Source organism: Rhodococcus sp. ACS1, from assembly GCF_002300155.1.
Lineage (GTDB): Bacteria > Actinomycetota > Actinomycetes > Mycobacteriales > Mycobacteriaceae > Rhodococcus_F > Rhodococcus_F koreensis.
Window position 1 is genome coordinate 1,051,561 of the sequence record NZ_NSDZ01000004.1, and the last position, 23,530, is coordinate 1,075,090.

General features: G+C 68.3%; 23 protein-coding genes and 1 pseudogene. 11 read left to right on the plus strand and 13 right to left on the minus strand.

Annotated elements, in window-relative coordinates; all coding sequences use genetic code 11:
- Positions 1–58: 58 nt before the first annotated feature.
- Entirely contained in the window at positions 59–874 is an 816-nt protein-coding gene (locus tag CJ179_RS17180; RefSeq protein WP_095862337.1) for a DUF72 domain-containing protein, read from the plus strand.
- Positions 875–936: 62 nt separating this feature from the next.
- Positions 937–1,410: a hypothetical protein gene (locus tag CJ179_RS17185; protein ID WP_095862338.1), complete on the plus strand. Its 474-nt coding sequence runs from the start codon at positions 937–939 to the stop codon at positions 1,408–1,410.
- 4 nt (positions 1,411–1,414) lie between these two features.
- Here CJ179_RS17185 and CJ179_RS17190 read toward each other — a convergent pair whose 3' ends face one another.
- Positions 1,415–1,732 (minus strand): helix-turn-helix transcriptional regulator, encoded by a 318-nt coding sequence (locus tag CJ179_RS17190; RefSeq protein ID WP_095862339.1) that lies wholly within the window; start codon positions 1,730–1,732, stop codon positions 1,415–1,417.
- A gap of 91 nt (positions 1,733–1,823) precedes the next feature.
- Here CJ179_RS17190 and CJ179_RS17195 point away from each other — a divergent pair, with 91 nt between their 5' ends.
- Positions 1,824–2,879, plus strand: coding sequence for an SDR family oxidoreductase (locus tag CJ179_RS17195; RefSeq protein WP_373560144.1), 1,056 nt, complete (start codon positions 1,824–1,826; stop codon positions 2,877–2,879).
- A 6-nt stretch (positions 2,880–2,885) separates the two neighbouring features.
- Here the strand turns inward: CJ179_RS17195 and CJ179_RS17200 are convergent, their stop codons facing one another.
- Positions 2,886–3,410, minus strand: a complete 525-nt coding sequence (locus tag CJ179_RS17200) for a MarR family winged helix-turn-helix transcriptional regulator (protein ID WP_072946355.1) — start codon at positions 3,408–3,410, stop codon at positions 2,886–2,888.
- A gap of 66 nt (positions 3,411–3,476) precedes the next feature.
- Here CJ179_RS17200 and CJ179_RS17205 point away from each other — a divergent pair, with 66 nt between their 5' ends.
- On the plus strand, positions 3,477–4,889 hold the full coding sequence (locus tag CJ179_RS17205; RefSeq protein ID WP_095862341.1) for an FUSC family protein: 1,413 nt from the start codon (positions 3,477–3,479) through the stop codon (positions 4,887–4,889).
- A gap of 6 nt (positions 4,890–4,895) precedes the next feature.
- Here the strand turns inward: CJ179_RS17205 and CJ179_RS17210 are convergent, their stop codons facing one another.
- Together CJ179_RS17210 and CJ179_RS17215 are read right to left on the minus strand one after the other, a co-directional pair.
- Positions 4,896–5,288: a hypothetical protein gene (locus CJ179_RS17210; RefSeq protein ID WP_257015587.1), complete on the minus strand. Its 393-nt coding sequence runs from the start codon at positions 5,286–5,288 to the stop codon at positions 4,896–4,898.
- A 5-nt stretch (positions 5,289–5,293) separates the two neighbouring features.
- A complete protein-coding gene (locus tag CJ179_RS17215) occupies positions 5,294–5,893 on the minus strand; it encodes a TetR/AcrR family transcriptional regulator (RefSeq protein WP_095862343.1) in 600 nt (199 codons plus the stop codon).
- 97 nt (positions 5,894–5,990) lie between these two features.
- Between CJ179_RS17215 and CJ179_RS17220 the strand changes: the two genes are divergently transcribed.
- From CJ179_RS17220 to CJ179_RS17230, 3 genes are all read left to right on the plus strand, one after another.
- On the plus strand, positions 5,991–7,025 hold the full coding sequence (locus CJ179_RS17220; RefSeq protein ID WP_095862344.1) for a hypothetical protein: 1,035 nt from the start codon (positions 5,991–5,993) through the stop codon (positions 7,023–7,025).
- A gap of 20 nt (positions 7,026–7,045) precedes the next feature.
- Entirely contained in the window at positions 7,046–7,714 is a 669-nt protein-coding gene (locus tag CJ179_RS17225; protein ID WP_072946351.1) for a vancomycin high temperature exclusion protein, read from the plus strand.
- 68 nt (positions 7,715–7,782) lie between these two features.
- On the plus strand, positions 7,783–8,862 hold the full coding sequence (locus tag CJ179_RS17230) for a VIT1/CCC1 family protein (protein ID WP_095862345.1): 1,080 nt from the start codon (positions 7,783–7,785) through the stop codon (positions 8,860–8,862).
- Between the two features lie 33 nt (positions 8,863–8,895).
- Here the strand turns inward: CJ179_RS17230 and CJ179_RS17235 are convergent, their stop codons facing one another.
- Entirely contained in the window at positions 8,896–9,210 is a 315-nt protein-coding gene (locus tag CJ179_RS17235) for a helix-turn-helix transcriptional regulator (protein WP_095862346.1), read from the minus strand.
- Positions 9,211–9,290: 80 nt separating this feature from the next.
- Here CJ179_RS17235 and CJ179_RS17240 point away from each other — a divergent pair, with 80 nt between their 5' ends.
- Complete coding sequence (locus CJ179_RS17240) at positions 9,291–10,082, plus strand: MFS transporter (RefSeq protein WP_257015588.1); 792 nt, start codon at positions 9,291–9,293, stop codon at positions 10,080–10,082.
- Here the strand turns inward: CJ179_RS17240 and CJ179_RS17245 are convergent.
- The 5 genes and pseudogenes from CJ179_RS17245 to CJ179_RS17265 all read right to left on the minus strand — a co-directional run bounded on the left by CJ179_RS17245 (position 10,054) and on the right by CJ179_RS17265 (position 15,579).
- Positions 10,054–10,878: an SDR family NAD(P)-dependent oxidoreductase gene (locus tag CJ179_RS17245; RefSeq protein WP_072946349.1), complete on the minus strand. Its 825-nt coding sequence runs from the start codon at positions 10,876–10,878 to the stop codon at positions 10,054–10,056. The two genes, CJ179_RS17240 and CJ179_RS17245, sit on opposite strands and share 29 nt — an antisense overlap.
- Before the next feature lie 17 nt (positions 10,879–10,895).
- Positions 10,896–12,419: a long-chain fatty acid--CoA ligase gene (locus CJ179_RS17250; protein WP_095862347.1), complete on the minus strand. Its 1,524-nt coding sequence runs from the start codon at positions 12,417–12,419 to the stop codon at positions 10,896–10,898.
- Positions 12,420–12,433: 14 nt separating this feature from the next.
- Positions 12,434–13,831, minus strand: a complete 1,398-nt coding sequence (locus CJ179_RS17255; RefSeq protein ID WP_083395771.1) for an MFS transporter — start codon at positions 13,829–13,831, stop codon at positions 12,434–12,436.
- Positions 13,832–13,889: 58 nt separating this feature from the next.
- Positions 13,890–14,510, minus strand: coding sequence for a carboxymuconolactone decarboxylase family protein (locus CJ179_RS52740; RefSeq protein WP_072946348.1), 621 nt, complete (start codon positions 14,508–14,510; stop codon positions 13,890–13,892).
- A 14-nt stretch (positions 14,511–14,524) separates the two neighbouring features.
- Positions 14,525–15,579: pseudogene (locus CJ179_RS17265) on the minus strand (3-keto-5-aminohexanoate cleavage protein).
- A gap of 138 nt (positions 15,580–15,717) precedes the next feature.
- Between CJ179_RS17265 and CJ179_RS17270 the strand changes: the two are divergent.
- Together CJ179_RS17270 and CJ179_RS17275 are read left to right on the plus strand one after the other, a co-directional pair.
- Positions 15,718–16,767 (plus strand): AraC family transcriptional regulator, encoded by a 1,050-nt coding sequence (locus CJ179_RS17270; protein ID WP_095862348.1) that lies wholly within the window; start codon positions 15,718–15,720, stop codon positions 16,765–16,767.
- A 220-nt stretch (positions 16,768–16,987) separates the two neighbouring features.
- Positions 16,988–18,460 carry a DUF4185 domain-containing protein gene (locus tag CJ179_RS17275; protein ID WP_072946346.1) on the plus strand — a complete coding sequence of 491 codons (1,473 nt, stop codon included), beginning with the start codon at positions 16,988–16,990 and terminating at the stop codon, positions 18,458–18,460.
- 60 nt (positions 18,461–18,520) lie between these two features.
- Here the strand turns inward: CJ179_RS17275 and CJ179_RS17280 are convergent, their stop codons facing one another.
- The 3 genes from CJ179_RS17280 to CJ179_RS17290 form a co-directional block, all read right to left on the minus strand.
- The gene (locus CJ179_RS17280) at positions 18,521–19,732 is read right to left on the minus strand and encodes an SfnB family sulfur acquisition oxidoreductase (RefSeq protein ID WP_095862349.1); all 1,212 of its coding nucleotides are present in this window, start codon (positions 19,730–19,732) and stop codon (positions 18,521–18,523) included.
- 79 nt (positions 19,733–19,811) lie between these two features.
- Positions 19,812–21,035, minus strand: a complete 1,224-nt coding sequence (locus CJ179_RS17285; protein WP_095862350.1) for an acyl-CoA dehydrogenase family protein — start codon at positions 21,033–21,035, stop codon at positions 19,812–19,814.
- On the minus strand, positions 21,032–22,297 hold the full coding sequence (locus tag CJ179_RS17290; RefSeq protein ID WP_095862351.1) for an acyl-CoA dehydrogenase family protein: 1,266 nt from the start codon (positions 22,295–22,297) through the stop codon (positions 21,032–21,034). The genes CJ179_RS17285 and CJ179_RS17290 overlap by 4 nt, the downstream gene beginning before the upstream one ends.
- A gap of 100 nt (positions 22,298–22,397) precedes the next feature.
- Here CJ179_RS17290 and sfnG point away from each other — a divergent pair, with 100 nt between their 5' ends.
- Complete coding sequence (sfnG, locus tag CJ179_RS17295; protein WP_072946416.1) at positions 22,398–23,513, plus strand: dimethylsulfone monooxygenase SfnG; 1,116 nt, start codon at positions 22,398–22,400, stop codon at positions 23,511–23,513.
- Positions 23,514–23,530 lie beyond the last annotated feature (17 nt).

Here is a 23,530-nt window from a genome sequence, read left to right on the forward strand (position 1 = left end):
TCTCATGGTTCTCCCGGGACGGGCCACATGCAATAGGTTCCGGCGCTAGGGTCGGGAGATGGCGCAGGCCCGCGTAGGTATTTCCGGCTGGACGTATCCCGGGTGGCGCGGCGACTTCTACCCGGAAGGCCTCGCGCATCGCAGGGAGTTGGCCTACGCCGCGGGGCGTTTGACGTCCATCGAGATCAACGGTTCCTTCTATGCGTTGCAACGGCCGACGAGTTATGCGAAATGGCGTGACGAGACGCCGGACGATTTCGTGTTCGCCGTCAAGGGCGGGCGCTACATCACGCACATGAAGCGGCTGGTCGGTGTCGAGGCGGCGCTGGCGAACTTCCTCGCCTCCGGGGTGCTCGCGCTGGGCCCCAAGCTCGGACCGCTGCTGTGGCAACTGCCCCCGACGCTCGCGTTCGACGCGGCGAGCCTCGCAGCGTTCCTGGACCAGTTGCCGCGGACGACCGCGGAGGCCGCGACAGTCGCCGCGCGGCACGACGACAAACTCGCCGAAGACCGGACGTGGACCGAAACCGACGCCGACCGCCCCGTCCGTCATGCGCTCGAGGTTCGCCACCACAGCTTCGAGGCGGAGGAGGCGAAGGAGTTGCTTCGCGCGCACGACGTCGCGTTCGTCGTCGCCGACACGGCGGGCCGGTACCCGTTCATGGAGGCGGTCACGAGCGATTTCGTCTACCTGCGGTTGCACGGTGACAAGGAACTGTATGCGAGCGGATACACCGACGAGGCCCTCGACGAGTGGGCGCGAAAGATCGAGCGGTGGCGCGGGCAGGGGCTCGACTGTTTCGCCTACTTCGACAACGACATGAAGGGGTACGCCCCGTTCGACGCGCTCCGGCTGATCGAGCGGCTGCGCTGACTGTCGGTGCCTCGTGGCACAGTGAGTGCCTGATCGACGGATACGAGAAGAGGATCTACCGGATGTGGCCCACTCACTGGCCCGCTGTCGCGCGTGACATCGCCGAAGCGCTGGATGCCGCCATCGTCGCGGCGCGTGCGTCGGATGCAGCGGCGCTGACCGAGGCGACGGAGGAATTGGCGGCCCTGCCTGCGGAGCAGGTCGGTGCGGTGCTGGCGGGGGTGATCCAGGAACTCCTCGAGACGTTGCACCCGGACGGTCTGACGGGGGAGGACGTGCAGGACGTGCTCACCCGCTGCGCGCGGGCGGCGGCACTCTGGTTTCCGGCCGTCGACGTCGACTCGCTGGTCACCGTGCTGACCGGTGCCCTCGGTGTAGCAGATGTCGAGGAGAACCCGCGCAGACCGGAGCGTGCGGTGGAGGCCGCGATCCTGGTGATCGCCGATCTGCTGAGTGCGGCTGAGGTTCCCGCCGACGGTTACGTCCGCCGGGCGCTCGACGAGATCGCGCGCGCCGAGACCGTGGAGATGCCCTGAGGCGTCAGAGTTCGGTGCGGATGTGGTCGGCGAGCCGGGCGATCCGGTCCTCGTTGCGGCGGTAGTGGGTCCACTGGCCGATCCGATGGCTGGTGACCAGTCCGGCGCTCTGTAGGGCGGCCATGTACTGCGAGGCCGTCGACTGGGAGACCTCGGCTCTCGCCTGAATGTGCTTCAGGCATACGCCCACCTCTTCCGCGGGTTCGAGTTGTGGGGGAAAGCTGTCGGGCTCCTTCAACCACTGCAGGATGCGCACGCGGGTCGGGTTCGACAGCGCTTTGAAGACCAGGGCCAGGTCGGTCGGGTCCGGAAGTTCGCTCACAGGCCCATCGTACCGTCATATCGCGATTTTTCGATATATGTGCTTGACTCGGTATATCGCAACTTCGCGATATACCGATAGGAGTCGAGTGATGTCGAAGCGCAGAGTGGCAGTGGTCGTCGGTGCGCGCGGGGTGATCGGCGGCAATCTGATCGAGCACCTCGAGGCGACCGGAGACTGGGAGATCGTCGGACTGTCGCGCCGAGGCGGACCCGACACCGACCGGGTGCGGCACATCGCGGTCGATCTGCTCGACGAGCGTGACGCCGCCGAGAAGCTGGCCGAACTCCGCGACGCGACCCACATCTTCTACGCCGCCTACCAGGACCGTTCGTCGTGGGCTGAGCTCGTCGCGCCCAACGTCGCGATGCTCGTCAACACGGTGAACGCGCTCGAACCCGTGGCCGCCGGGCTCGAGCACATCAGTCTGATGCAGGGCTACAAGGTCTACGGCGCCCATCTCGGGCCGTTCAAGACGCCGGCGCGCGAGAGCGATCCGCCGCACATGCCGCCCGAGTTCAACGTCGATCAGCAGCAGTTCCTCGAGGACCGTCAGCGCGGCAAGAGCTGGACGTGGTCCGCGATCCGACCCTCGGTCGTGTGCGGATTCGCGCTCGGGAACCCGATGAACCTCGCGCTCGTGATCGCCGTCTACGCCACGATGTCGAAGGAACTCGGAGTGCCGCTGCGCTTTCCGGGCAGGCCCGGCGCGTACACGAGTCTGATCGAGATGACCGATGCCGGACTGCTGGCAGAGGCGACCGTCTGGGCCGCGACCACGCCCGAGTGCGCGAATCAGGCTTTCAACATCAACAATGGCGATCTGTTCCGCTGGGACGAGATGCTGCCGAAGATCGCCGACTTCTTCGAACTGGACGTCGCGCCGCCGCTGCCGATGTCGATGGACGTCGTCATGGCCGACAAGGAACGGGTGTGGAACGACCTGGTCGCGAAGCACGGACTGGCGCCGACGCCGTACTCGGACGTGTCGTCGTGGGCGTTCGGCGACTTCGTCTTCGGCTGGGACTACGACGTCATCGCGGACGGGTCGAAGGCGCGCAGGTTCGGTTTCCACCGTCACGTCGAGACCGAGCAGATGTTCCTCGACATCTTCCGCGACCTGCGGGCGCGGAAGATCATTCCCTGACACGGACTACGGGCGCAGTCCGGATTCGACGTTGGCGGCGATCCGCCGGAGCAGACCCGCCAGCACCGCGCATTCGTCCTCGTCCAGTCCCTCGAGGAATTGCCGGTCGCGTTCGACGCGCTGCGGGAATTCGGTGTCGACGAGGGCGCGTCCGGCCTCGGTCAGATGGAGCAGCACGACCCGGCCGTCCCGTTCGAAGGGCAGCCGTTCCACCAACCCCAGCCTGCCCAGGCGGTCGACGTGCTTGGTGGTGGAGGCGCCGCTGAGCATGGTCACGGCGGTGACCTCGCTGGCCCGCAGGGGTCGATCGCTCCGGGCGAGCACGCACAGGACGTCGAACTCGGCCCTCGAGACCCCGCTCGCGTCGAGGGCACGGTCGAGTTGCTGCAGGGCCTGGGATCCGATCCGGGTGATGCGACCCATCACCTCGATCGGTGACGTGTCCACGTCGGGATGGGTCTCCGCCCATTCGCGTCGTACGCGATCGGTGAAATCCTCATCCGGACGTGGGGCAGGGCTCATGAAAACCATCGTAGCGATCAACTTCACACTATTTCACAACTATTTTACTAGTGAAGTATACGGTACGCTGAGGTCATGCAGGCTTCTCCTCGATACGCACCCGACCTCAGCCGGCTCCATCACTCCCGTGGGGCGCTGGCCCACTCGGTGGCGCCGTCGACGTGGCGCCGGGCGTTCGAGGTCCGGACCGCGGACGCCACCATCGCTCCCGCTCTGCGGGTGGGTGCGGCGACGGCTCTGGTGCTGGTGATCGGCGGCCTGCTCGGGCACGGCAACCTCGCCGGCTTCGCGGCGCTGGGTGCGCTGACCGCCGCATTCGGCCGATACGAGCCGTACCCGCGGCTCGCCCGCAAGACGGGTCTCGTCGGTGTCGCACTCGTCGTCTTCGTCGCCGGGGGAGCACTCCTCGGTGCGGCCGGACTGTCCCTCTGGCTGCAGATAGCGCTCATGGCCGTGGCGTCGGGGATCGCCGCATGGCTGCTGGCGGCGTTCCGGATCGCCGGCCCCGGTCCCGTCATCCTGATCTTCGCGGCCACCGCGGCGGCCGGGTACTCGACGCGGCTCGCCGATCTCGGGCCGGCAGTCGTGGCCGTGGCGACCGGTGTCGTCGTGGGCTGGATCGCCGCCATGACCCCCTGCCTGTTCGTTCCCCTCGGTCCCGCGCGACTGGCGGCGGCGCGGGCGCTCGCCGCCGTCGCAAAGCTGGAACGTGCGCACGACGTCTCCGCGATCGCGGCCGCCCGCAAGGCCATCGACAACGCGCGAGACGTGATCGCGCACAGCGGCCGGGGCCGGGACGGTCACTCCCACCAGTTGTTCGCGCTCCTCGCCGAAGCGGACACAGTGGTCGATCGGTGGGCGCACGAGCGTGACCACGACACCCTGCGTGCGCTCGTCGACCACGAGTCGGAGCTTCGTAAGGTGAAGCGCCGCAGCGACCTTCCGTCTTTCGCTGCGGAGGCCGCGGCGCTGCCGAAGCCGGTCGGCTTCCTCGCGGAAGGTGTCCGGGGGCTGCGGTCGCGTGAGGGGATCGTCAATGCCGCCCGCATCGCCGCCGCTGCCGCGCTGGCCGGATGGATCTGTGTGGCAGTGGGATTGGAACATCCGCTGTGGGCGTCGATGGGTGCGATGGCCGCGATGCAGGGGTTCAACTTCAGTCAGACGGTGCAGCGGGGAATTCAACGTCTCGTCGGCAACGTGGCGGGCGCCGTCCTCGCCGCCGGGCTGATCGCCGCGGCGATGGGGTACTGGCAGACCGTCGTGGTGATCGTGGTGCTGCAGACCGTGACCGAACTGGTGGTCATCAAGAACTACGCGTTCGCGTCCGTCGCCATCACTCCCATGGCGTTGCTGCTGACGGGTCTCGGCTCGGCGGTGGCGCCGGACATCGCGGTGAGCCGCGTCGTCGACACGCTCGTCGGTGTGGTGGTCGGTGTGATCGTCTCGGCCGTCGCGATCAGCCGGACGGACCACCATCACGTGGCCTGAGGGCGCTCAGATTCCCGTCGCGGAAACGTAACCGGCGAATCCGATCGCGCATGCGCCCGCGCAGAGGACGAGGGTCCCGCACGCCACCGGCCACGCGAGCGTGCGGCGCGCGATGCGGGCGATCGTGACCGCGCCGCCCATCACGGTCACCAGTGCCGCGACCGCGAGTGCGACGCACACCGCGATCCACGCGTTCTCGGCGCTGCAGGATTCGGGCGGGCAGTAGTCCAGGAACAGCAGCCAGAAGAACGCCGCGACCGCGGAGATGCTGGCGACCGCGACCGCAACGACGATCGCTGCCGCCGACACCGCCACGTCCCAGCCGTTCAGTGACGGGCGGTGTTCGTCACCGGTGCGTGGATGATTCCATGGTTGTGGCAGAGGCCCCCCTTGCTGCATGTTCGTCACAGTACATCCGCGTCCGGGGGGATCGGCGGCGGCAGCGGTGACCCGTCCGGGCGCAACCCCGCGAGGAACACCGTGATCAGCCGCGGAACGAGATTGGCCGTCGTGTCCTCGAACATCAGCACGTGCGGCCGGGTGAGCATCGCGATCCCCATGATGATCTCGAGCGGCACGACGTCCTCGCGGATGAGCCCGAACTCCTGGAGCCGGTGAATGAGCTCGGTGACCGACGCCTTCGTCTGCTCCCGCGTGTCGCGCACGTCGGGCGGTAGTTCGTCGAGGCTGTTGACCAGCGCGGGCACCAACGCTCCCATCCGCAGATCGACCACCGCGTCGACGAACCGTCGCCATGCCGCCTCGGGGTCGTCGGCGCACTCGTCCAGCGCACGGGCTGCGAGTTCGCGGACCTCGGTGAGCGTCGTGCGGGCGACGGCGTGGGCGAGGTCGTCCCGGCTCGGAAAATTCCGGTAGAGGGTGGCGATTCCGACGCCGGCGTGCGCGGCGATGGCGTCGAGCGGCGCGTCGTGCCCGCGGTCGGCGAACACCGCCCGGGCTGCCTTGATCAGGGTATTGCGGCGTTCCAGCGCGTCGGCTCGCATCGGGGGCACCTCTCTCGTTTGACAACCCAGCATAACCGGAGGAATATTCTCCACAAGTAATGGAGGAATTTCCTCCACTTAGTTGAAGGGGAGTCCGATGAGCGTTGCGGATACCGGGACACTCGACCCGCGCATCGAACCCGCCGGGCAGGCGAGCAACGGCCCGTCCGATCCGGTGAAAATGATCGCCGTCGTGCTGGGACTCACCGCCGTGATCGCCGTGATGCTGCTGGCGTTCGCGCTGCCCGCCGTCCACAGCGGCCCGCACGACCTGCGGCTGGGCGTCGCCGGGCCCGACGCGGCCGTCACCCGGATCGATGCCGCACTCGACGCGGGCCGCCCGGGGGTCTTCGCCACCGAGCGGTTCGCGGACGCCGAGGCGGTCCGGACGGCGATCGAGCACCGGGAGGTGGTCGGCGGAATCGTCGCGACACCGGAGGGCATGAAGGTCCTGTCCGCCGGCGCAGGCGGGGCGCCCATCGCGCAGACGATGAACGGTCTCGCGGCGGGTATGAGCGCGACTGCGGGACAGCCTGTTCCGGTCGAGGACGTCGTTCCGTTGACGGCTGACGACCCTGCCGGGGCCGGCCTCGGCGGCATGGCGCTTCCGCTGGTCTTCGGCGGCATGATCCCCGCGATCGTGCTGGTGCGACTGTTTCCGCACAGCGTCACGAGCAGGGTGGCGGGGGCGGTGCTCTTCGCCGTGAGCGCCGGACTGGCGCTGACCGCAATTCTGCAGTTCGGTCTCGGAAGCGTCGACGGCGACTACTGGACGACGTCCGGTGCCGTCATCCTCGGGATCGCCGCCATTTCCCTGACCGTCCTCGGACTCGAATCCGTTCTGGGCATCGCGGGGTTCGCGCTCGGAGCGGTGACGATGATGTTCCTCGCCAACCCGCTGTCGGGACTGGCGACCTCCCCGGCGTGGCTGCCCTCGGGGTGGGGCGCGTTCGGTCAGCTCCTGCCGCCCGGAGCGGCGGGAACCGTGGTGCGGTCGACGGCGTTCTTCGACGGACACGGAGCCGGCGCGGGCCTGCTCGTGCTGACCTGCTGGATCCTGTTCGGGCTCGGACTGTGCCTGGTATCCGGACTGCGTGAGCGGCGCGCCCCGCAAGAGCCGGCCGTCGCCTGACCCTGTGGTTTGATGGCGGCATGGGGGAACGACGGATCGTCCGCCGACTGGTCGGCATCGGAGCGGGCCTCGGCGCGCTCGCGGTCCTCGTCGTCGCGGCCTCGACGGTGTGGATCTCGCGCGAGGCCGAGGGGCACGTCTACGACGTCGAGGGCGCACCCGAAGCCCCGGTGGTCATCGTTCTCGGTGCGCAGGTACGCGACGGCAAACCCCGGGAGTATCTGGCCGGGCGCCTCGACGTCGCCGTCCGCCTCGTGCAGGACGGGCGGGCGCGGGCGGTGCTCGTCTCGGGCGACGGCGCGGGCAGGTCCGGCGACGAGATCGCGGCGATGACGGAATACCTGGTCGAGAAGGGCATCGACCGCAGCCGGATCGTCGGCGACCGGTACGGGCTCGACACCTACGACACGTGCGCTCGGGCCGTCCAGACATACGGAGTGACCAAGGCGCTGATCGTCACTCAGGGTTTCCACGTCCCCCGCGCGGTCGCGCTGTGCCGCGGCGCCGGGATCGATGTCGCCGGCGTCAACGCCGGGTGCGAATGCCGCCCGATCACGATGGCCAGGAACACCGTGCGCGAATCGCTGGCCCGGCCCAAGGCCGTCCTCGACCTGCTGTCCCGGCGCGATCCGGTGGTGGTCTCCGAACCCGAGGACTCGCTCGGCAAGGCCCTCGCCGCCGGGGACTGACCTCGAACCGCCGCGGTGCAGTAGTCGCGTCGGTAGGCTTCGACCCGTCGACGATCGGGAGGCTCACGATGGTTGCGGGTGCACGACCGGATCCCGGTCCGCGCGAGGTCCGGAAGTGGCGTCGCTACCTCGCCGACGAACGCGCCGAGGCCGCCGTCTACCGCGATCTCGCGAAACGCCGCACCGGTGAGGAACGCGAGATTCTGCTGGCGCTCGCCGACGCCGAGGGACGGCACGAGGCGCACTGGCGTGCACTGCTCGGCGAGCACGTCGGCAAACCCGTTCGCGGTGACGTCCGCACGCGCATCCTCGGAGTGCTGGCCCGGCGGTTCGGATCGGTGTTCGTGCTCGCCCTCGCGCAACGCGCGGAGACCCGGTCGCCATACCTGACCGACGTCGACGCCACCGTCGCCATGGGCGCGGACGAGCGCATCCACGAAGAAGTGGTGCGGGCGCTGGCGGCCCGTGGGCGAAATCGTCTGTCCGGCACGTTTCGTGCTGCCGTGTTCGGTGCCAACGACGGCCTGGTCAGCAATCTCGCCCTCGTGCTCGGCATCAGCGGCAGCGGCGTCGACAATCACATCGTGCTGCTGACCGGGCTCGCCGGTCTGCTCGCGGGCGCGTTGTCGATGGGTGCGGGTGAGTACGTGTCCGTGCGGTCGCAGCGCGAACTGCTCGAGGCGTCGGCGCCGGGGGAGGGGGCCCGCGCGGCGGTGCCGCTCCTCGATGTCGACGCGAACGAACTCGCACTCGTGTACCGGGCGCGGGGCATGCCCGCCGAAGACGCCGAGAAACGCGCCGCCGACGTGTTGAAGAGAGCTGTTCAGCCCGAGGCTGTTTCGGGTTCGGAGGCCGTCGACCAGCACGAGGCCATCGGCACCGGACTAGGTGCGGCGGCGGCGAGTTTCTGCTTCTTCGCGTCCGGTGCGGTGATCCCCGTGCTGCCGTATCTCTTCGGGATGGAAGGGACCGCCGCGCTCGTGGTCGCCGCCGCGCTCGTCGGCGTCGCGCTGCTCGGAACCGGCCTGGTGGTGGGGTTGCTGTCGGGTGGACCCCCGGTCAAACGGGCGCTACGCCAGCTGGCAATCGGGTACGGCGCAGCCGCCGCCACCTACGTGCTGGGCATGCTGTTCGGAACCGGCGCCTGAGAACGTCATCATCACCACGGGTGTGGAATCCGCTCAGGCGGGTGCGGTCACCACGGCGTCGAGGAGCCCCGGGAAGCGGGCGTCGATGTCGGATCTGCGCAGCTGTGCCATCCGGGAATTGCCGCGGTCGACCTGCTTGATCAGCCCCGCCTCGCGCAGGACCTTGAAGTGGTGGCTGCGGGTCGACTTGGACACGGGCAGCCCGAACGACGTGCAGTGACGTTCCGCGCCTTCGGCCTCGACCAGGAGCTTCTGCACGACCTCCAGTCGCAGGGGGTCGGCGAGTGCGGCGAGCACGGAGACCAGTTCGATCTCGTCGACTGCGGGATGTCCCTCGGCGTCGGGCACCGCGCACCTCCAGGTTCGGGTCTTCGACCACCAGACCGAAGGTTCGCCTTGCATCGAACCTCACGGATCTGCTCGCCGCGATGGTGGGCATCGTCCAGGGCGGGCCCTGGGGCTGGGGCAGCCCGGAAGTCGTGGCGTCGTTCGTACTCGCCGTCGCGCTGCTTACCGGGTTCGCCCGCGTAGAATCGCGAGGCCCGGCCCCGCTGCTGGATCTCGAATTGCTCACCCACCCGCGGTTCATGGCACTGTGCCTCGTTCCGGTGGCAGCGTCGTTCGGCTTCGTCACGCTGCTCACCTACTTCCCGACCTTCCTCCAGTACGTGGCCGGACAGTCTTCGGCGAAGGCGGGCCTCGTGACCGTGCTCCTCACGATTCCGGTCGTGGTGGGCCCGCTCGCGGCGGGCCGCGCCGTCGGCGCCGGGGTGAACCCGCTCGTCGTGATCTGGATCAGCCTGGGAGCGTTGATCGCCGGCGACCTGGGGCTGCTGCTGGCGGGCCCCGACACGGTGGTCGCGGTCATCGCGGTGCCGCTGCTGCTCGCGGGATCCGGCATGGGACTGTCCGCCGGTCTCGTCGACGGTCAGGCACTCGCACTCGTCCCCGAGGAAAAGGCGGGTATGGCTGCGGGGGTGGTGAACACGATGCGGCTGGGCAGCGAGGCCCTCGCGGTGGCCGTGTACGCGGCGCTGCTCACCGGCCTCGCCACCCGCCGCGTCGACGAAGGGCTGACCGCGGTCGACGCCTACGACAGCGCGTTCCACACGACGCTCGTCGTGCTGGCCGTCGTCGTCGCCGGGTTGTCGGGTCTCATCGTGGTGCTGCTGCGACCCGGGGCGAGCGCGATCAGATCGCGGAGCCGCCGTTCGGGCTGATGGCCTGCCCGACGAGGTAGTGCTCGTCGCTCGCGAGATGCAGCACCGTGGAGGCGTATTCGTCGACCGACCCGAAGCGCCCCGCCGGGCAACTCTGCCAGAGCCGGTTGCGGCCGGTCTCGCCGATCTGCTCGAGGTAGCCGTTGAAGGCGGGCGTCGCGACGCCGCCGGGCGCCATCGCGTTGACGAAGATGTTCGCGCCTGCCACCTCCAACGCCACGGAGCGGGTGAACGCGACCACCGCGCCCTTGGTGGCGCTGTAGTGCGGACTGTGCGCACTGCGCGCCGAGATGCCTGCGATCGACGCGATGTTGACGATGCGCCCGTACCGCTGCGGTTCCATCAGTCGCAGCGCCTCACGGGTGCAGTAGAACACGCCGTGCACGTTGACGTCCCAGTACCGCAACCATTCTTCGTCGGTGATCTCGCTGGTGAACCGGAGCGAGTCGCGTTCCACCGGGGTCTGCAGGTAGGCGTAGAGCGTGTTGCGACGCTCGGTGTCGATCGGCCGGTTGGGCGTCAGCGCGGCATTGTTGACGAGCGCGTGCACGGTGCCGAACTGCTCGACCGCGGCCGCGAACAGGTCGTGGACCTCCGCACTCGACGACACGTCGCAGCGCACGGCGAGGCAGGTGCCACCGGCTTCCTCGATCTCGCGACGGGCCTCGTCCAACGATGCGTCGCTGACATCGCAGATGACGACCTTCGCGCCCTCGTGGGCCAGGGTGACGGCGATCGCCTTGCCCAGGCCCGGTCCGGCGCCGGTCACCACGGCCACTTTGTCCTTCATCCGCATGTTCTTCTCCTCGTGGGTCAGGAGCGCGAGAACGTCTCGCGCAGCTCTCGTTTCAGTACCTTGTGACTCGGTCCCGTCGGCAGCACGTCCACGACGTGCACCTGTCGCGGGTACTTGTGCTTCGCGAGACGGGATCTGCTCCATTCGATCAACGTCGTCGGATCGATTCCGGCGGTCGGATCCGCCGGGACGACCACCGCGCAGACCTCTTCGCCGCGGGTGGCGTCGGGCAGGCCGATCACCGCGACCTGCGACACGGCGGGATGTGCCGAGAGAACATCCTCGACCTCGCGGGGGTAGACGTTGAATCCGCCGCGGATGATCACGTCCTTCTTGCGGTCGACGACGGTGACGAAGCCCTCGGCGTCCTTCGTCCCGAGATCGCCGGTGCGGAACCAGCCGTCGACGACGGCCTCGGCGGTCGCGTCCGGGCGGTTCAGGTATCCGGCGAAGATGTTGTGCCCGCGGATGACGATTTCCCCGACCTCGCCGTCGGGAAGCAGTTCGACGGTGAGTTCCCGTTCGGGGTCGGCGATCTCGACGTCCACACCCCACACCGGCCTGCCGACTGTTCCCGGCCGGGTGCCGAACGCGGCCTGGTTCGCGCACGCCACCGGCGCCGTCTCCGACAGACCGTACCCCTCGTACACGGTCGTCGCGAACGTGGCGGCGAACTCGTCGAGCACGTTCACGGGCAGCGACGCGCCACCCGAGATGCAGGTGCGCAGCGACGGGAGGGCGCAGTCCGCGGCCCGAGCGGCGTCGAGCAGTGCGATGTACATCGTCTGCACCCCGTGGAAGACGTCGACGCCTTTCCGGACCATCATCTCGATCGCGGTGTCGCCGGAGAAGCGGGGCAGCAGGACGATCGTCGCCCCCATCCGAAAGGCGGCGTTCATGGTGGCCGTCTGGCCGAACGCGTGGAACAGCGGAAGGCAGCCGAGCACGATGTCCGACTTGCGGACGTCGTTCGCGTCGAGTGCCGACACCGTGGCGTTCAGGACCATGTTGAGGTGGGTGAGGACCGCGCCCTTCGGCGCGCCCGTCGTGCCGCTGGTGTAGAAGACGACGGCGGCATCCTCGGGCGATCGAGACTCGTAACCGACTGTGGCCGTGCCTCCTTCGGAGAGCGCACCACCCGCCGCGACCGCCACGCCGGCCTCGTCGGCGGCGAGGATGGCCACCTCGGTGGTCGGGCCGTGGCAGACGATCAGCTTCGCTTCGCTGTCGCGCAGCACGTACGCCACCTCGGTGGCGGTGAGGAGGAGGTGGACGGGGACGACCACCGCTCCCGCAGCGAGGATTCCGAAGTACACGACCGGGAACTCGGCGACGTTGCCGATCATCAGCGCGACCCGGTCACCCGGCCGCACCCCCTGCTCGTGCAGGGCGGCGGCCACCCGGCGGGCACGGTCCCACAGGTCCCGGTACGTCAGCCGGGTATCGCCGTCGACGACGGCTACGTCGTGCGGGTACTTCCGGGCGGACTCGGCGACGATCGCCGCCAGCGAGAGAGTGGCATGGGGCGCCGAGACAGGCATGGAAATCGGACCTTTCACAGTTCGGAGGGGGCGGCGGAGCGGTGCTCCTTCAGGACGGTGACAGGGATTCCCTTCACCATGACGACGGCGGCGACCATCAGCAGGGCCGCGATGACGAGCAGGGCGTCGTAGAGGTTCCCCGTCGCCGTGGTGATCTGCCCGATGACGTTGGGGGTGACGAAAGCGGCCACACCGCCGATGCTGCTGATGAGCGCGATCCCGCCGGCCGCGGTGGCCGCGGACAGGTACGACGGCGGCACCGTCCAGAACACCGGCAGGGTGCCGAAGCACATCATGGCGGCCACCGTGAGGAGAGCCATCGACCACAGGACACTCGTCTGGGTCAGTGGCAGGGCCGCGAAGCAGAATCCGGCGACCACCAGGGGCACCGCGACGTGGAACCGGCGTTCCAGGCGGCGGTCGGAACTCCGGCCGTTGACGATCATTCCGATCACGGCACCCGCGGCGGGCAGCGTGCTCAGGGTGCCGATCGTCGTGAGGTCGGTGACACCGAGCCCCTCGAGGATGGTGGGAGTCCAGTACGAGAACACGCTGAACCCCGCGTACATGGCGAAGAACACGAAGCCCGCGATGTACACCCGCCGGTCCGTCAGGAGCCGGCGCAGAACGCTACCGGCTGGCTCGCCGGCGTGCCGGGCGGTGTTCTCGGTAACGAGTTCGCTTGCCGTGACGTCTCGTTCACGCGGGGTGAGCCATTTGGCGTCGGCGGGCCCGTCGGGCAGGAGGAACCAGGCGAGGACGCCGAGCAGCGCAGCCGGGATGCCCTCGTAGACGAACAGCACCTGCCAGCCGTGCAGGCCGTGCGCACCGTCGAACGTGTTCATGATCCAGGTGGCGAGGGGTCCGCTGAGGATCCCGGCGGCGGGGACGGCGAGGACGAACATCGACGTGATCCGGCCCCGTCGCGCTGCCGGGAACCAATACGTCAGGTACAGGATGATGCAGGGGAAGAAGCCGGCCTCGGCCGCACCGAGCAGGAATCGGAGAATGTACAGCTGGGTGGGGGCGGTGACGAAACCGGTGGCCACCGTGATCAGGCCCCACAGGATCATGATGCGCATGACGGTCGCCCGGGCGCCGATGCGCTGCATGTAGAGGTTGCTCGGCACCTCGAACAGGACGTATCCGACGAAGAACAGCGACGCGCCCAGTCCGTAGGTGGCGGTGCTGAGCCCGAGGTCGTCCATCATGCGGAGTTTGGCGAACGAGATATTCACCCTGTCGATCGAATTGACGATGTAGGCGACGAAGAGGAAGGGCAGGAGGCGGAATGCGATCTTGCGGTACAGCCGGTCGAGTTCGGCCTTCGTCGCCGGTGGGCCGTCACCCCTGCCCGGGGCGCACGACTCCGTGCTCGCGGCGGCACCGCCGCGGGTTCGTGTGATTCTCATGGTGTCTCTTTCACTGGCACGGAATCGTGCGCGTCGGGAGGGGACGGCGGTGGGCGTGTCAGACGCCGACGGCCTGGTTGCGCAGTTCCTGCTCCAGGATCGGCAGGGCGAATTCGTAGGACTCCTGGCCCTGCTCGGCGACGATCCGCAGGACCTCGTCGATTTGTGCGCGGTCGGCGCCGAGCGCGAGCGCGGTCGCGATGTGCCTGCGTGTGCCCGGGGAGTACATGTGGGTCAGCGCGGCATCGCCGGCGATGCAGAGCAATTCGATCCACAGTGGGGGAAGGATGTTGTCGCGCCAGATGCCGGCGCCCATCGCGAGGAACTTCTCGAGCCAGACCCGGTCCCAGTTGTAGAGGGTTTCCCACAGCGGATTGAACTGGTTCTGTGCCCGCAGCCCGTCGCAGACGGGTGTCGGGTGCGTCGATTCCGGGGGAGCCGACTGGCGACCGGCGTGGACGAGTTCCTGGGCCAGGATCGGCACACCGGTTGCGCAGGAGTGGATCCCGATCACCGCCGACAGCTTGATCACCTCGAGCAGTTCCTCGCGGGTGGCGCCGAGTTCGATCGCGGTCTTGATGTGCCTGCGGACGCCGGGCGCGTACAGGTGCGTGGCCGACACGTCGATCTTCAGTCGGACGAAGGCGGCAAGCTTCGGGTCGAGCGTGGAATGATCCATTGCTGCCTACTGATTCAGGCGACGCCGGGGACGGTGAAGCCCCGCTGGCCGACGCGCCGGTTCGGGGCCATGCCCAGCTTCGCGATCGTCTCGTCGGTGCTGCCGTAGGTCTCGCCGATCTTGTAGATCCTGCGGGCCTCCGTGCCGTCGGCGATGTCACGACCGAGTTCGCGGGCGAGGCGCACGGTCTGCTCGATCTGCTCCACCGACGTGATGCGTTCGCCCTTGCGGCCCCACAGGTTGTCCTCGATGCCGACCCGGACGTGCAGCCCCATCGCGATGGCCATCGCGTTCATCGGCAGCACCGCACGCATCGCGCTCTCCACCGTGAGCACGGCTCCGTCGGGGGTGCGGCGGACGAACTCCATGAGGTCGGCCGGGTTGAACCCGGCCGCGCCGCCGCCGATCGCCACGTAGTTGAGGATCAGCGGGCCCTGGTACAGACCCTTCCGGATGAGCCGTTCCACCGACTCGAGCTGGTGGACGTGGCCGAGCATGAAGTGGGGCTGGATCCCCGACTTGGCCAGCCGTTCGAGGTGTTCGATGTAGAAGGAGGGGCGCGCGTCCGACACCATCTCGGTGTACGCCTGGACGTACTGAGGGTTCTCCAGGATCGTGCCCTGGACGTCGTCCTCGGTGAGCAGTTCGACGATGTTCATCTGGCTGGTGTTGACGGCGACGGTCACCTGGTCGGGCGCCGGTCCAGCTCGGCCAGCATGTGGCGGGTGTCGTAGTCGAGCCACGTGGCGGCCTGGCCCTCGTTCTCGGGTGCGAAGGAGATCGATCCGCCCACCTGGAGGACCATCTCCGGGACCGCCTCGCGGAGCAGGCCCAGCATCTCGTTGAACTTGGACAGCTTCTTGGAGCCCTTGCCGTCTTCCTCACGGACGTGGACGTGCAGCACGGAGGCGCCGGCATTGAAACAGTCGACGGCCTTCTGGATCTGGGCGTCCATGGTGACCGCGATGTCGTCGGAGTCGCTCGGCAGCCACTGCGGACCGTACGGCGCGACCTGGATGACCAGCTTCTCCTGGTTTTCGGGGTACAGGCTGTCGTCGAGAAAGTGCATGTTCATCCCTCGGGTTCAGGGGCAGATCTCCTGCTCGTCTGCCCTGTCGAGAACTCAAGGTAATGCGCATCACACCTGACTATTTATCTCTACGTAACTACTATTTACCTATGCGTTGCAGCTGGCGAACGGGCAGTCATGGCCGGTGAGAACACGGGCCTGCGGGCCCGGTCGATTCCCGTGGGCGCGCTCGCCAACCTGCCGAAGGTGATGGGCAGTTTCGGCGCGGACGCGTGGCCCCTGCTCGAGTCGTACGGCGTCACCGCGGAACTCCTGACCGGGCAACCCCTGCGGTCGCTGCCGATCGAGACACACGGCCGGATCCTGCACGCCGCGGCGATCGAGACGGGCTGTGACCACCTCGGGCTGCTGCTGGGGCAGTTCGCGTCGCTCGAGAACACCGGGCCGCTGCGATTCCTCGTCACGAATGCCGACACTGTCGGGCAGGCCCTCGACGCGGTGGCCCGGTTCAGCCCCATCTGGTACCGGGGGATCACCGTGGCGCTGACCGTCGAGCGCGGCTACGCCGGCCTGTCGCTCACTCTCGACGGCCTGTTCCCGGGGCGCGAGCAATTGCTGACGGCGTATCTCGCGGCCTACGTGAAGATCCTCGAAATCCTTCTCGCACGGCCGTGGCGGCCGACGTTGGTCCGCATCTCGTACCGTGAGCCGGCGTCGTCCGACGTCTATCGCCGATTCTTCGGTGCACCAATCCATTTCGACGAACCGCGGCACGAGGTGCTGTTTCCGGAAGAAGTGCTGCAGCAGCCGGTCTCGGGAACCGATCCCACCCTGCAGCGCTTCTTCCACGGGCATCTGCAGCAGTTGCAGACCGGGACGGGGAAGGACGTTGTGGGCCAGGTTCGCCGGGCCGTCGAGGAATCACTGCACGCCGGAGACTGCAGCGTCGACCAGGTGGCGCAGCTGTTCTCCGTCCACCGCATCACCCTGTATCGGCACCTCGCCCGCGCGGGAACGACGTTCGAGGCGGTGGTCGATCAGACCCGCCGCGACCTCGCGGAACAGTTCCTGTCCCAGACGGACCTGCCGCTCGTCGAGGTGAGCCGGCTGCTCGGGTACCGGAACCAGAGTGCGTTCAGCCGCGCGTTCCGGCGTTGGCACGACATCCCGCCGCTGAAATGGCGCCGCGGTCGTCGGGACGACGGGTCACCCGCGGGCGGGCAGTGATGTCGGACACCGGAGGAGAACTCCCGAAGCCACTGAACCGCAGTGGCTTCGGGCGGATCGCGGCGCGGTGAACGTGCACCCGGGGATGGAGTCACAGCGGTTTCCGGATCGGGACGCAAATGTTACCGCCAGGTATGGCGTGTGGTAACCGGCGAGCGTAGAAGGGCGATGTTATGTTCCCCTCGCCGGGTGTGGCCGGAGTTGACGGAGGGGTCGGGGAATGTCGAAGAGGTGGGTCGCGTCGGTCGCGGCTGTGGCGATCGGTTCAGGCATGATCGCCTACTCCAACCAGAACGCCGCCGTCGCGGAACCCGAGCGGGTATCCAACGGCCTTCCGGGCAGCGGACCCTGCGCGAGCGAGGTGTCGAACGAGACGCACTCGCTCATCCCGGACAAGCTCGAGATCCCGATCCCGTACCCGAAGATCACGACGGTGCCCTATCCCGCCCCGGTCACGGACCCCGTCCGCGTCTCGCAGGCGTTGCCCGCCGACACGTGCACCGATCCGTGCCCCGATCTCACCGACGAGACCGACCATGCCCCGGGAAACCTGTCGAGCGAGCTGAACATCCCGGACGTCAGCGTGAAGTTCACGCCCTTCCACTTCGGCATTCCCGTGCCGGGCGCCGACATCCAATTGCCCCCGCCGCCGCCCCTCGTCCACCCCGCGACCGAGGAGGCACCGCGCCGCGCGGCCCCGGCCACCCCGAAGATCGGCGACGTGACCCGCGTGGCGAAGGTGACCGGCGCCGGCTCGGTCAGCCGCACCGACAAGCGCTACCAGGTCAACGGCACCGACCTCGGCATCATCTGGGAGAGCGCCCCCGACCAGGTCGCCGTCGCGTTCGGTGACACCGTCGGCAAGGGATTCCAGCCGCCCGGCGGCCAGGGCGACGACTGGCGCAGCAACGTCCTCGGTTTCAGCTCCGACCGCAACCTGTCCGATGGCATGAGCCTCGACAGCATGGTCCAGGACAGCCGGTGCCACGCGGCGGAACTGCTCGACAGCCGCAAACTCGACAACATCGAGATCACCACGATCCCGACGTCCGGTTTCGCCGTCGGGAATCGGCAATACATGAGCTACATGTCGATCCGCACCTGGAACAGCATCCCCGCCACGTGGTGGACGAACTACGGCGGCATCGCTTACTCCGACGACGGCGGATCGACGTGGACCAAGGACCCGTACGCGAAGTGGGACAACATCTTCGGGGTCACCAAGTTCCAGGTCGCGTCGATGGTCCCCGCCGGCGACTTCGTGTACATGTTCGGCACCCCCAACACGAGGCTCGGCGCCATCGGTCTGGCGCGTGTCCCGGCCGCCGACGTGCTCAACACGTCCGCGTACCAGTACTGGCAGAACGGTAATTGGACGCCGGTCGGTGGCTACACGGAGGCGACGCCGATCGTGGACGCCCCCGCCGCCGAACTGTCCGTGCGCTACGAGGAAGCCACCGGCAAGTGGCAGATGACCTACCTCGACACGTCCAAGGCGGCCATCGTGCTCCGTGAGTCCGACTCGCCGCAGGGCGCCTGGTCCGGCGGGGCGCCGATGGTCAGCGCCGCCGAATACCCGGAACTGTACGGCGGCTTCATCCACCCGTGGTCCAGCGGCGACGAACTGTACTTCACCATGTCGACCTGGTCGGACTACAACGTCTTCCTGATGAAGGCGGATCTAGGCGCGTAGCACCCGTGCGCCTTTTTGGTAGCTCCCGCAACCAGAAAGGCGCACGGGCGGCGGAGCCGCCTACAGCAGGCCGTGCCGGGGCGGGACGGTGCCCGACAGCGTCCACCGGCCGATGTGCTGGATCTTCCACCGTGTGGGGTCGTGCAGGGTGTGGGTGCGGGCGTCGCGCCAATACCGCGACAGGTTGGACGTGTCCGACGCACTGCGGGTGCCGCCCAGTTCGAACAGCACGCTCGACGCCTCGAGTGACGCGCGTGCGGCCGCGACCTTGGCCGCGGCGGCGTCGATCGAGGCGACGGCGGCGGTCTGCTCGGTCAGATTCCGCCGCGCCGCGTCGATGCTGCGGGCACCCTCCCGGAGCAGTGCCGCCGCGGACCGGACGCCGACCGCGGCCTCTCCGGCCAGTTGGATCAGCAGGGGATCGTCGACGGCGTCGGTGACGCCTGCCTCGAAGTAGGGCCTCGCCCGGCGGGCGGCGCGCACGCCCTCGTTCAACGCGGCCGCGGCGATCCCGGCGTCGATGGCGGCGTGCAGGATCTGCGCCTGCGAGCCGTACGTGGTCGGTGCGTCGAAGATGGGGGAGAACGGCACGACGTGGAACGCGGGCACCCGGACGGCGTCGAGGGTGACGGTTCCGCTCGCGGTGGTCTTCTGCCCCATGCCGTCCCAGTCGTCGACGATCGACAGTCCGGCGGCGGTCCGCGGCAGGTAGGCGACGGCCTTCGCGGGTTTCCCCGCCGGCGTCGTCTTCTCGGGGACCGTGGCCCGCACCGCGATCCAGTCGGCGAACAGCGCGCCCGTGCTGTAGTACTTGCGGCCGTCGACGACGAAATCCCCGTCCTGTTCGGTGAGGGTCGTGGCGTCGATGTCGATGGTCTTCGTTCCGCGCTCGCTCTGGGCGTTGGCGAACTGGCGCCCCGCGAGCACCTCGGAGTAGAAGAACTCCTGCTGCGCCGGTGTGCCCTGATGCCGCAGCACCTCGAGGAACGTGTAGTGGCTGTGCGGGATCTGGGCGATGCTCGGATCGCCCTCGGCGAGAAGCCGGAACACCTCGGCGAGGGTTTCGGTCCGCGCGTCGATGCCGCCGTGCTCGCGGGGAACGCCGAGCGCGAGCAGTCCGGACGCGGCGAGCGCCCGCACCTGTTCGTGCGGCAGCTGTCGCCCGGAATCGCGCGCTGCCGCCTCCTCGGCGAGGTGTGCGGCGAGATCGGCGGCGACGGTGAGGGCTTCGGCCTCGTCGCTGATGCGGTGGGCGTTCTGGACGGCGGTCATGGTTCTCCGTGGGTCGGTGGTGCGGACGCACCGAATCCGGCCACCGTCGACGGGTGGCCGGACTCGGGGTTCGGAATCGTTATGTGTACCAGGTGGGTTCGGGAAGTTCGCCGGCCAGCAGGTGGCCGCCCACCTCGCGCCGCTTGTACGCGACGGGATCGTGCAGGGTGTGCGTCCGCACGTTCCGCCAGAAGATGTCGAGACCCACCGTGTTGGACGTGGCACGTGCACCGGTCAGTTCGAACACCTTGGTGCCGATCTCGAGGGCGACGTCGGCGGCGCGGATCTTGGCGGCGGCGATACGGACGGCGAGGTCCCCGCGCGCCTGTTCGGTGAGGTTCTCCCGCGCGTCGTGCAGTACCGCGTTCGCCTCGCGGTTCACCTGATCGACGAACGCCTCCGCCGCCCACAGCTTCGACTGCAGGTCGCCGTAGCCCTCGCGCAGGTACCACTCGTCGGTCGCCAGTTCCTTGTCGTCACCGCCGTACGGCCACGGACGGGTCCGGGTCCGGGTGTATTCGGCCGCGGTGTCGAGTGCGCCGCGGGCGATGCCGACGTAGAAGTTGGCGAACACGATCTCGAGCGCGGGGAAGTTCAGCGTGTTGTAGACCAGCGGCTGGAACTCCTTGTCCACGAACCCGGCCGCCCCCGACCAGTCCACTTCGACGTCGTTGATCTCGACCGTGCCGGAGTCGGTGAGGCGTTGCCCGAGATTGTCCCAGTCACCCCGGAACACGATGCCGTCCTGCGCCGTCGGCACGATCGCGAACACGTGCGTGGCCGTGCCCTCGATGATGCCCTCGAGCACGGTGAGGTCGGTGGCACGGCCGCCCGTCGAGAACGACTTCACCCCGTTGTAGACGAGCGTGTCCCCGCGGTCGACGATCGTGAGGTCGGTGTCGCGCGGGTTGACCGCCCCGCCGAACAGGAAGCGGTTGCTCGTGTACAACTCCTCGACGGCCCCGATCTGCGGTGCGGTGCCCACGAGTCGCACGGCCCACGCCCACAGGTAGTGGTAGCCGAGCAACTGTCCGAGGGAGCCGTCGCCGCGCGCGATCTCGCGGACCACCTGGTAGGCGGTCTCCCACGGCTGTCCGGCGCCACCGAATTCGGTGGGCCCGAGCAGGGTGACGAGCCCGCTGTCCTTGAGGAGCCGGACTTCGTCGAACGGTGCACCGCCGGCGCGGTCGCGTTCGACGGCGTCGCGCGCGAGGATCGCGCTCACCTCACGCGCACGCGCGATCCAGCCGTCGGCGGTGGCCGGGGCGTCCGACCAGATCTTCTGTTCGGTGATGACGGTCATGCCTTGTCTCCCTCTGCGCTCGGTGCGGTGCCGATGGCCCACACGTAGACGGGTTCGGTTCCGTTGATCTCGTAGTCGCCGACCACCTTGGCCTTGAACACCACGGGGTTGTGGCTGGCGACGGTGCGTGCATTCCGCCAGAAGCGGTCGAGGTCCCAGTCGCGGCTGACCCCGGACGCGCCGAGTGCGTCGAAGATCGTGGCGGTGGCGGGGACGACGAGCGCGGTGGCGGAGATCTGGCCCTGGGCCGACGCGATCTCGGCGGCGATGTTGGCTGACTTCTCCTCGTCCGGGCTGCCGGTGAACGCGGCCTCGTACGCCCACTGGGCGGGTTCCGCCGCGTGCAGCGCAATCGCCTCGGCGGCATGCGCCGCGGCCGACACCTCGCCCACCACCTGCTGGATCTGCGCGTCCTGCGCATAGGTGGGGGCGTTGCCGTGGCTGAACGTGCGGGTGCGGGCCGCCACCCGGCGGGCGATCGCGTCCGTCGCCGCCCGCGCGATGCCCGCGAGCGTGGCGAGGTGGAACAACTGGTAGAACGCGGTCTGATACTTGAACCGGGTGGAGAAGTCGAAGATGTTCTCCGGCTGGACGATCGCGTTCTCGTACGTCGACGTGCCCGAACCGGTGGTCTGCTGGCCGAAACCGTTCCAGTCGTCGCTGTGCGTGACGGCAGGCTGACGCGCCTCGACCGCGGCGATCACGAACGCGCCGGTGTCGGTGCGCTGCGAGTACAGGTCGATCCAGTCGGCGAAGATCGAACCGGTGCTGTAGTACTTCGTCCCGTTCGCGAAGAAGTGGGCCTCACCGGGGACGGGGGACACCTTGGTGTTCGCCTCGCCGAGCGGAACGTCGCCGATCTCGGTCCACGCGTTGCCGACCAGTTGACCGTCCGCGAATCTCCGAAGCCACGTGTCGCGGTCGGGACCGTCGGCGGCGACGAGGCGGTCCTCGACGAACGCGAAATGTCCGCGCAGGGCCTGCGTGACGTTGGAATCCGCCGCGGACAGTTCGACGAGCAGCCGGAACAGCTGGGGGATGCTCGCGCCCGACCCGCCGTGGGATGTCGGCACGCGCACCGCCCCGAAACCGGCCTTCTTCAGGGCGTCGATCTGCTCGTAGGGGAGGACGTGGTCGCGTTCGCGTTCCACCACACCTTCGGCGATGTCGGCGAAGAGGGGGCGGAACCGGGCGGCGAGCGTGTCGTAGTCGGTCTCGCTCGCGATGGGCTGTGCAGCTCTTCGTTCCTGTACGGCTGTCATGCCGTCGAACCTCACACGGTCCCGCGAGCCCGGTGAAGGGTTGGACGCGCGCTGATTGGAAGGGTGGGCGTCTGCCGGGCCGGCGGGTTCCATGCTGGGTATGTCAACCGAACACATCGCTGAGCAGATCAAGTTCGCCTACTGGGTGCCCAACGTCAGTGGCGGGCTGGTCACGTCCGACATCGAACAGCGCACCAGCTGGGACTACGAGTACAACAAGAAACTCGCCCAGACCGCCGAGAACAACGGGTTCGAGTACGCGCTCAGCCAGGTCCGGTACGAGGCCAGCTACGGGGCCGAATTCCAGCACGAGTCGACGAGCTTCAGCCTCGCGCTCCTGCTCGCCACCGAGCGGCTGAAGGTGATCGCCGCAGTCCACCCCGGTCTGTGGCAGCCCGCCGTGCTGGCGAAATTGGGAGCCACCGCCGACCACCTGTCGAACGGCCGGTTCGCCGTCAACGTCGTGAGCGGCTGGTTCAAGGACGAGTTCACCCACCTCGGGGAGCCGTGGCTCGAGCACGACGAGCGGTACCGGCGCAGCGCCGAGTTCCTGCAGGTGCTCCGCAAGATCTGGACCGAGGACGACGTCGACTTCCGCGGCGACTTCTACCGCATCCACGACTTCACGCTCAAGCCGAAACCGCTGAATACGCCCGACCGCCCGAACCCCGAACTGTTCCAGGGCGGCAACTCCGCCGCCGCGAGACAGAACGCGGGCCGGTACTCCGACTGGTACTTCAGCAACGGCAAGGACTACGACGGCATCACCGAACAGATCGACGACGTACGACGGGTGGCGCGCGAACACGACCGGGAAGTGAAGTTCGGGCTCAACGGGTTCATCATCGCCCGCGACACCGAGAAGGAGGCCCGCGACACCCTCCGCGAAATCATCGAGAAGGCCAACAAGCCCGCGGTCGAGGGCTTCCGGTCCGCCGTCCAGCAGGCGGGCGCGTCCACCGCCGACAAGTCGGGAATGTGGGCGGACTCCACGTTCGAGGATCTCGTCCAGTACAACGACGGCTTCCGCACACAGCTGATCGGCACGCCGGAGCAGGTCGCCGAGCGCATCGTCGAATACCGCCGTCGCGGAGTCGACCTCATCCTGGGCGGTTTCCTGCACTTCCAGGAGGAGATCGAATACTTCGGGGCCAACGTCCTGCCGCTGGTCCGCGAACTGGAGGCGTCCGAGAGGCTTGCGCCCGTGAGTGGTTAAGGAGTTCAGGGACTCGT

Excerpts from the sequence above, each read along its gene's own strand:
- CJ179_RS17215 (WP_095862343.1), bottom strand. The coding sequence starts at position 5,893 with ATGCGAGCCGACGCGCTGGAACGCCGCAATACCCTGATCAAGGCAGCC.
- CJ179_RS17220 (WP_095862344.1), top strand. The coding sequence starts at position 5,991 with ATGAGCGTTGCGGATACCGGGACACTCGACCCGCGCATCGAACCCGCC.
- CJ179_RS17205 (WP_095862341.1), top strand. The coding sequence starts at position 3,477 with ATGCAGGCTTCTCCTCGATACGCACCCGACCTCAGCCGGCTCCATCAC.
- CJ179_RS17210 (WP_257015587.1), bottom strand. The coding sequence starts at position 5,288 with ATGCAGCAAGGGGGGCCTCTGCCACAACCATGGAATCATCCACGCACC.
- CJ179_RS17245 (WP_072946349.1), bottom strand. The coding sequence starts at position 10,878 with ATGCGGATGAAGGACAAAGTGGCCGTGGTGACCGGCGCCGGACCGGGC.
- CJ179_RS17230 (WP_095862345.1), top strand. The coding sequence starts at position 7,783 with ATGGTTGCGGGTGCACGACCGGATCCCGGTCCGCGCGAGGTCCGGAAG.
- CJ179_RS17195 (WP_373560144.1), top strand. The coding sequence starts at position 1,824 with ATGTCGAAGCGCAGAGTGGCAGTGGTCGTCGGTGCGCGCGGGGTGATC.
- CJ179_RS52740 (WP_072946348.1), bottom strand. The coding sequence starts at position 14,510 with ATGGATCATTCCACGCTCGACCCGAAGCTTGCCGCCTTCGTCCGACTG.
- CJ179_RS17280 (WP_095862349.1), bottom strand. The coding sequence starts at position 19,732 with ATGACCGCCGTCCAGAACGCCCACCGCATCAGCGACGAGGCCGAAGCC.
- CJ179_RS17285 (WP_095862350.1), bottom strand. The coding sequence starts at position 21,035 with ATGACCGTCATCACCGAACAGAAGATCTGGTCGGACGCCCCGGCCACC.
- CJ179_RS17225 (WP_072946351.1), top strand. The coding sequence starts at position 7,046 with ATGGGGGAACGACGGATCGTCCGCCGACTGGTCGGCATCGGAGCGGGC.
- CJ179_RS17240 (WP_257015588.1), top strand. The coding sequence starts at position 9,291 with ATGGTGGGCATCGTCCAGGGCGGGCCCTGGGGCTGGGGCAGCCCGGAA.
- CJ179_RS17250 (WP_095862347.1), bottom strand. The coding sequence starts at position 12,419 with ATGCCTGTCTCGGCGCCCCATGCCACTCTCTCGCTGGCGGCGATCGTC.
- CJ179_RS17185 (WP_095862338.1), top strand. The coding sequence starts at position 937 with ATGTGGCCCACTCACTGGCCCGCTGTCGCGCGTGACATCGCCGAAGCG.
- sfnG (WP_072946416.1), top strand. The coding sequence starts at position 22,398 with ATGTCAACCGAACACATCGCTGAGCAGATCAAGTTCGCCTACTGGGTG.
- CJ179_RS17275 (WP_072946346.1), top strand. The coding sequence starts at position 16,988 with ATGTCGAAGAGGTGGGTCGCGTCGGTCGCGGCTGTGGCGATCGGTTCA.
- CJ179_RS17270 (WP_095862348.1), top strand. The coding sequence starts at position 15,718 with ATGGCCGGTGAGAACACGGGCCTGCGGGCCCGGTCGATTCCCGTGGGC.
- CJ179_RS17255 (WP_083395771.1), bottom strand. The coding sequence starts at position 13,831 with ATGAGAATCACACGAACCCGCGGCGGTGCCGCCGCGAGCACGGAGTCG.
- CJ179_RS17180 (WP_095862337.1), top strand. The coding sequence starts at position 59 with ATGGCGCAGGCCCGCGTAGGTATTTCCGGCTGGACGTATCCCGGGTGG.
- CJ179_RS17290 (WP_095862351.1), bottom strand. The coding sequence starts at position 22,297 with ATGACAGCCGTACAGGAACGAAGAGCTGCACAGCCCATCGCGAGCGAG.
- CJ179_RS17200 (WP_072946355.1), bottom strand. The coding sequence starts at position 3,410 with ATGGTTTTCATGAGCCCTGCCCCACGTCCGGATGAGGATTTCACCGAT.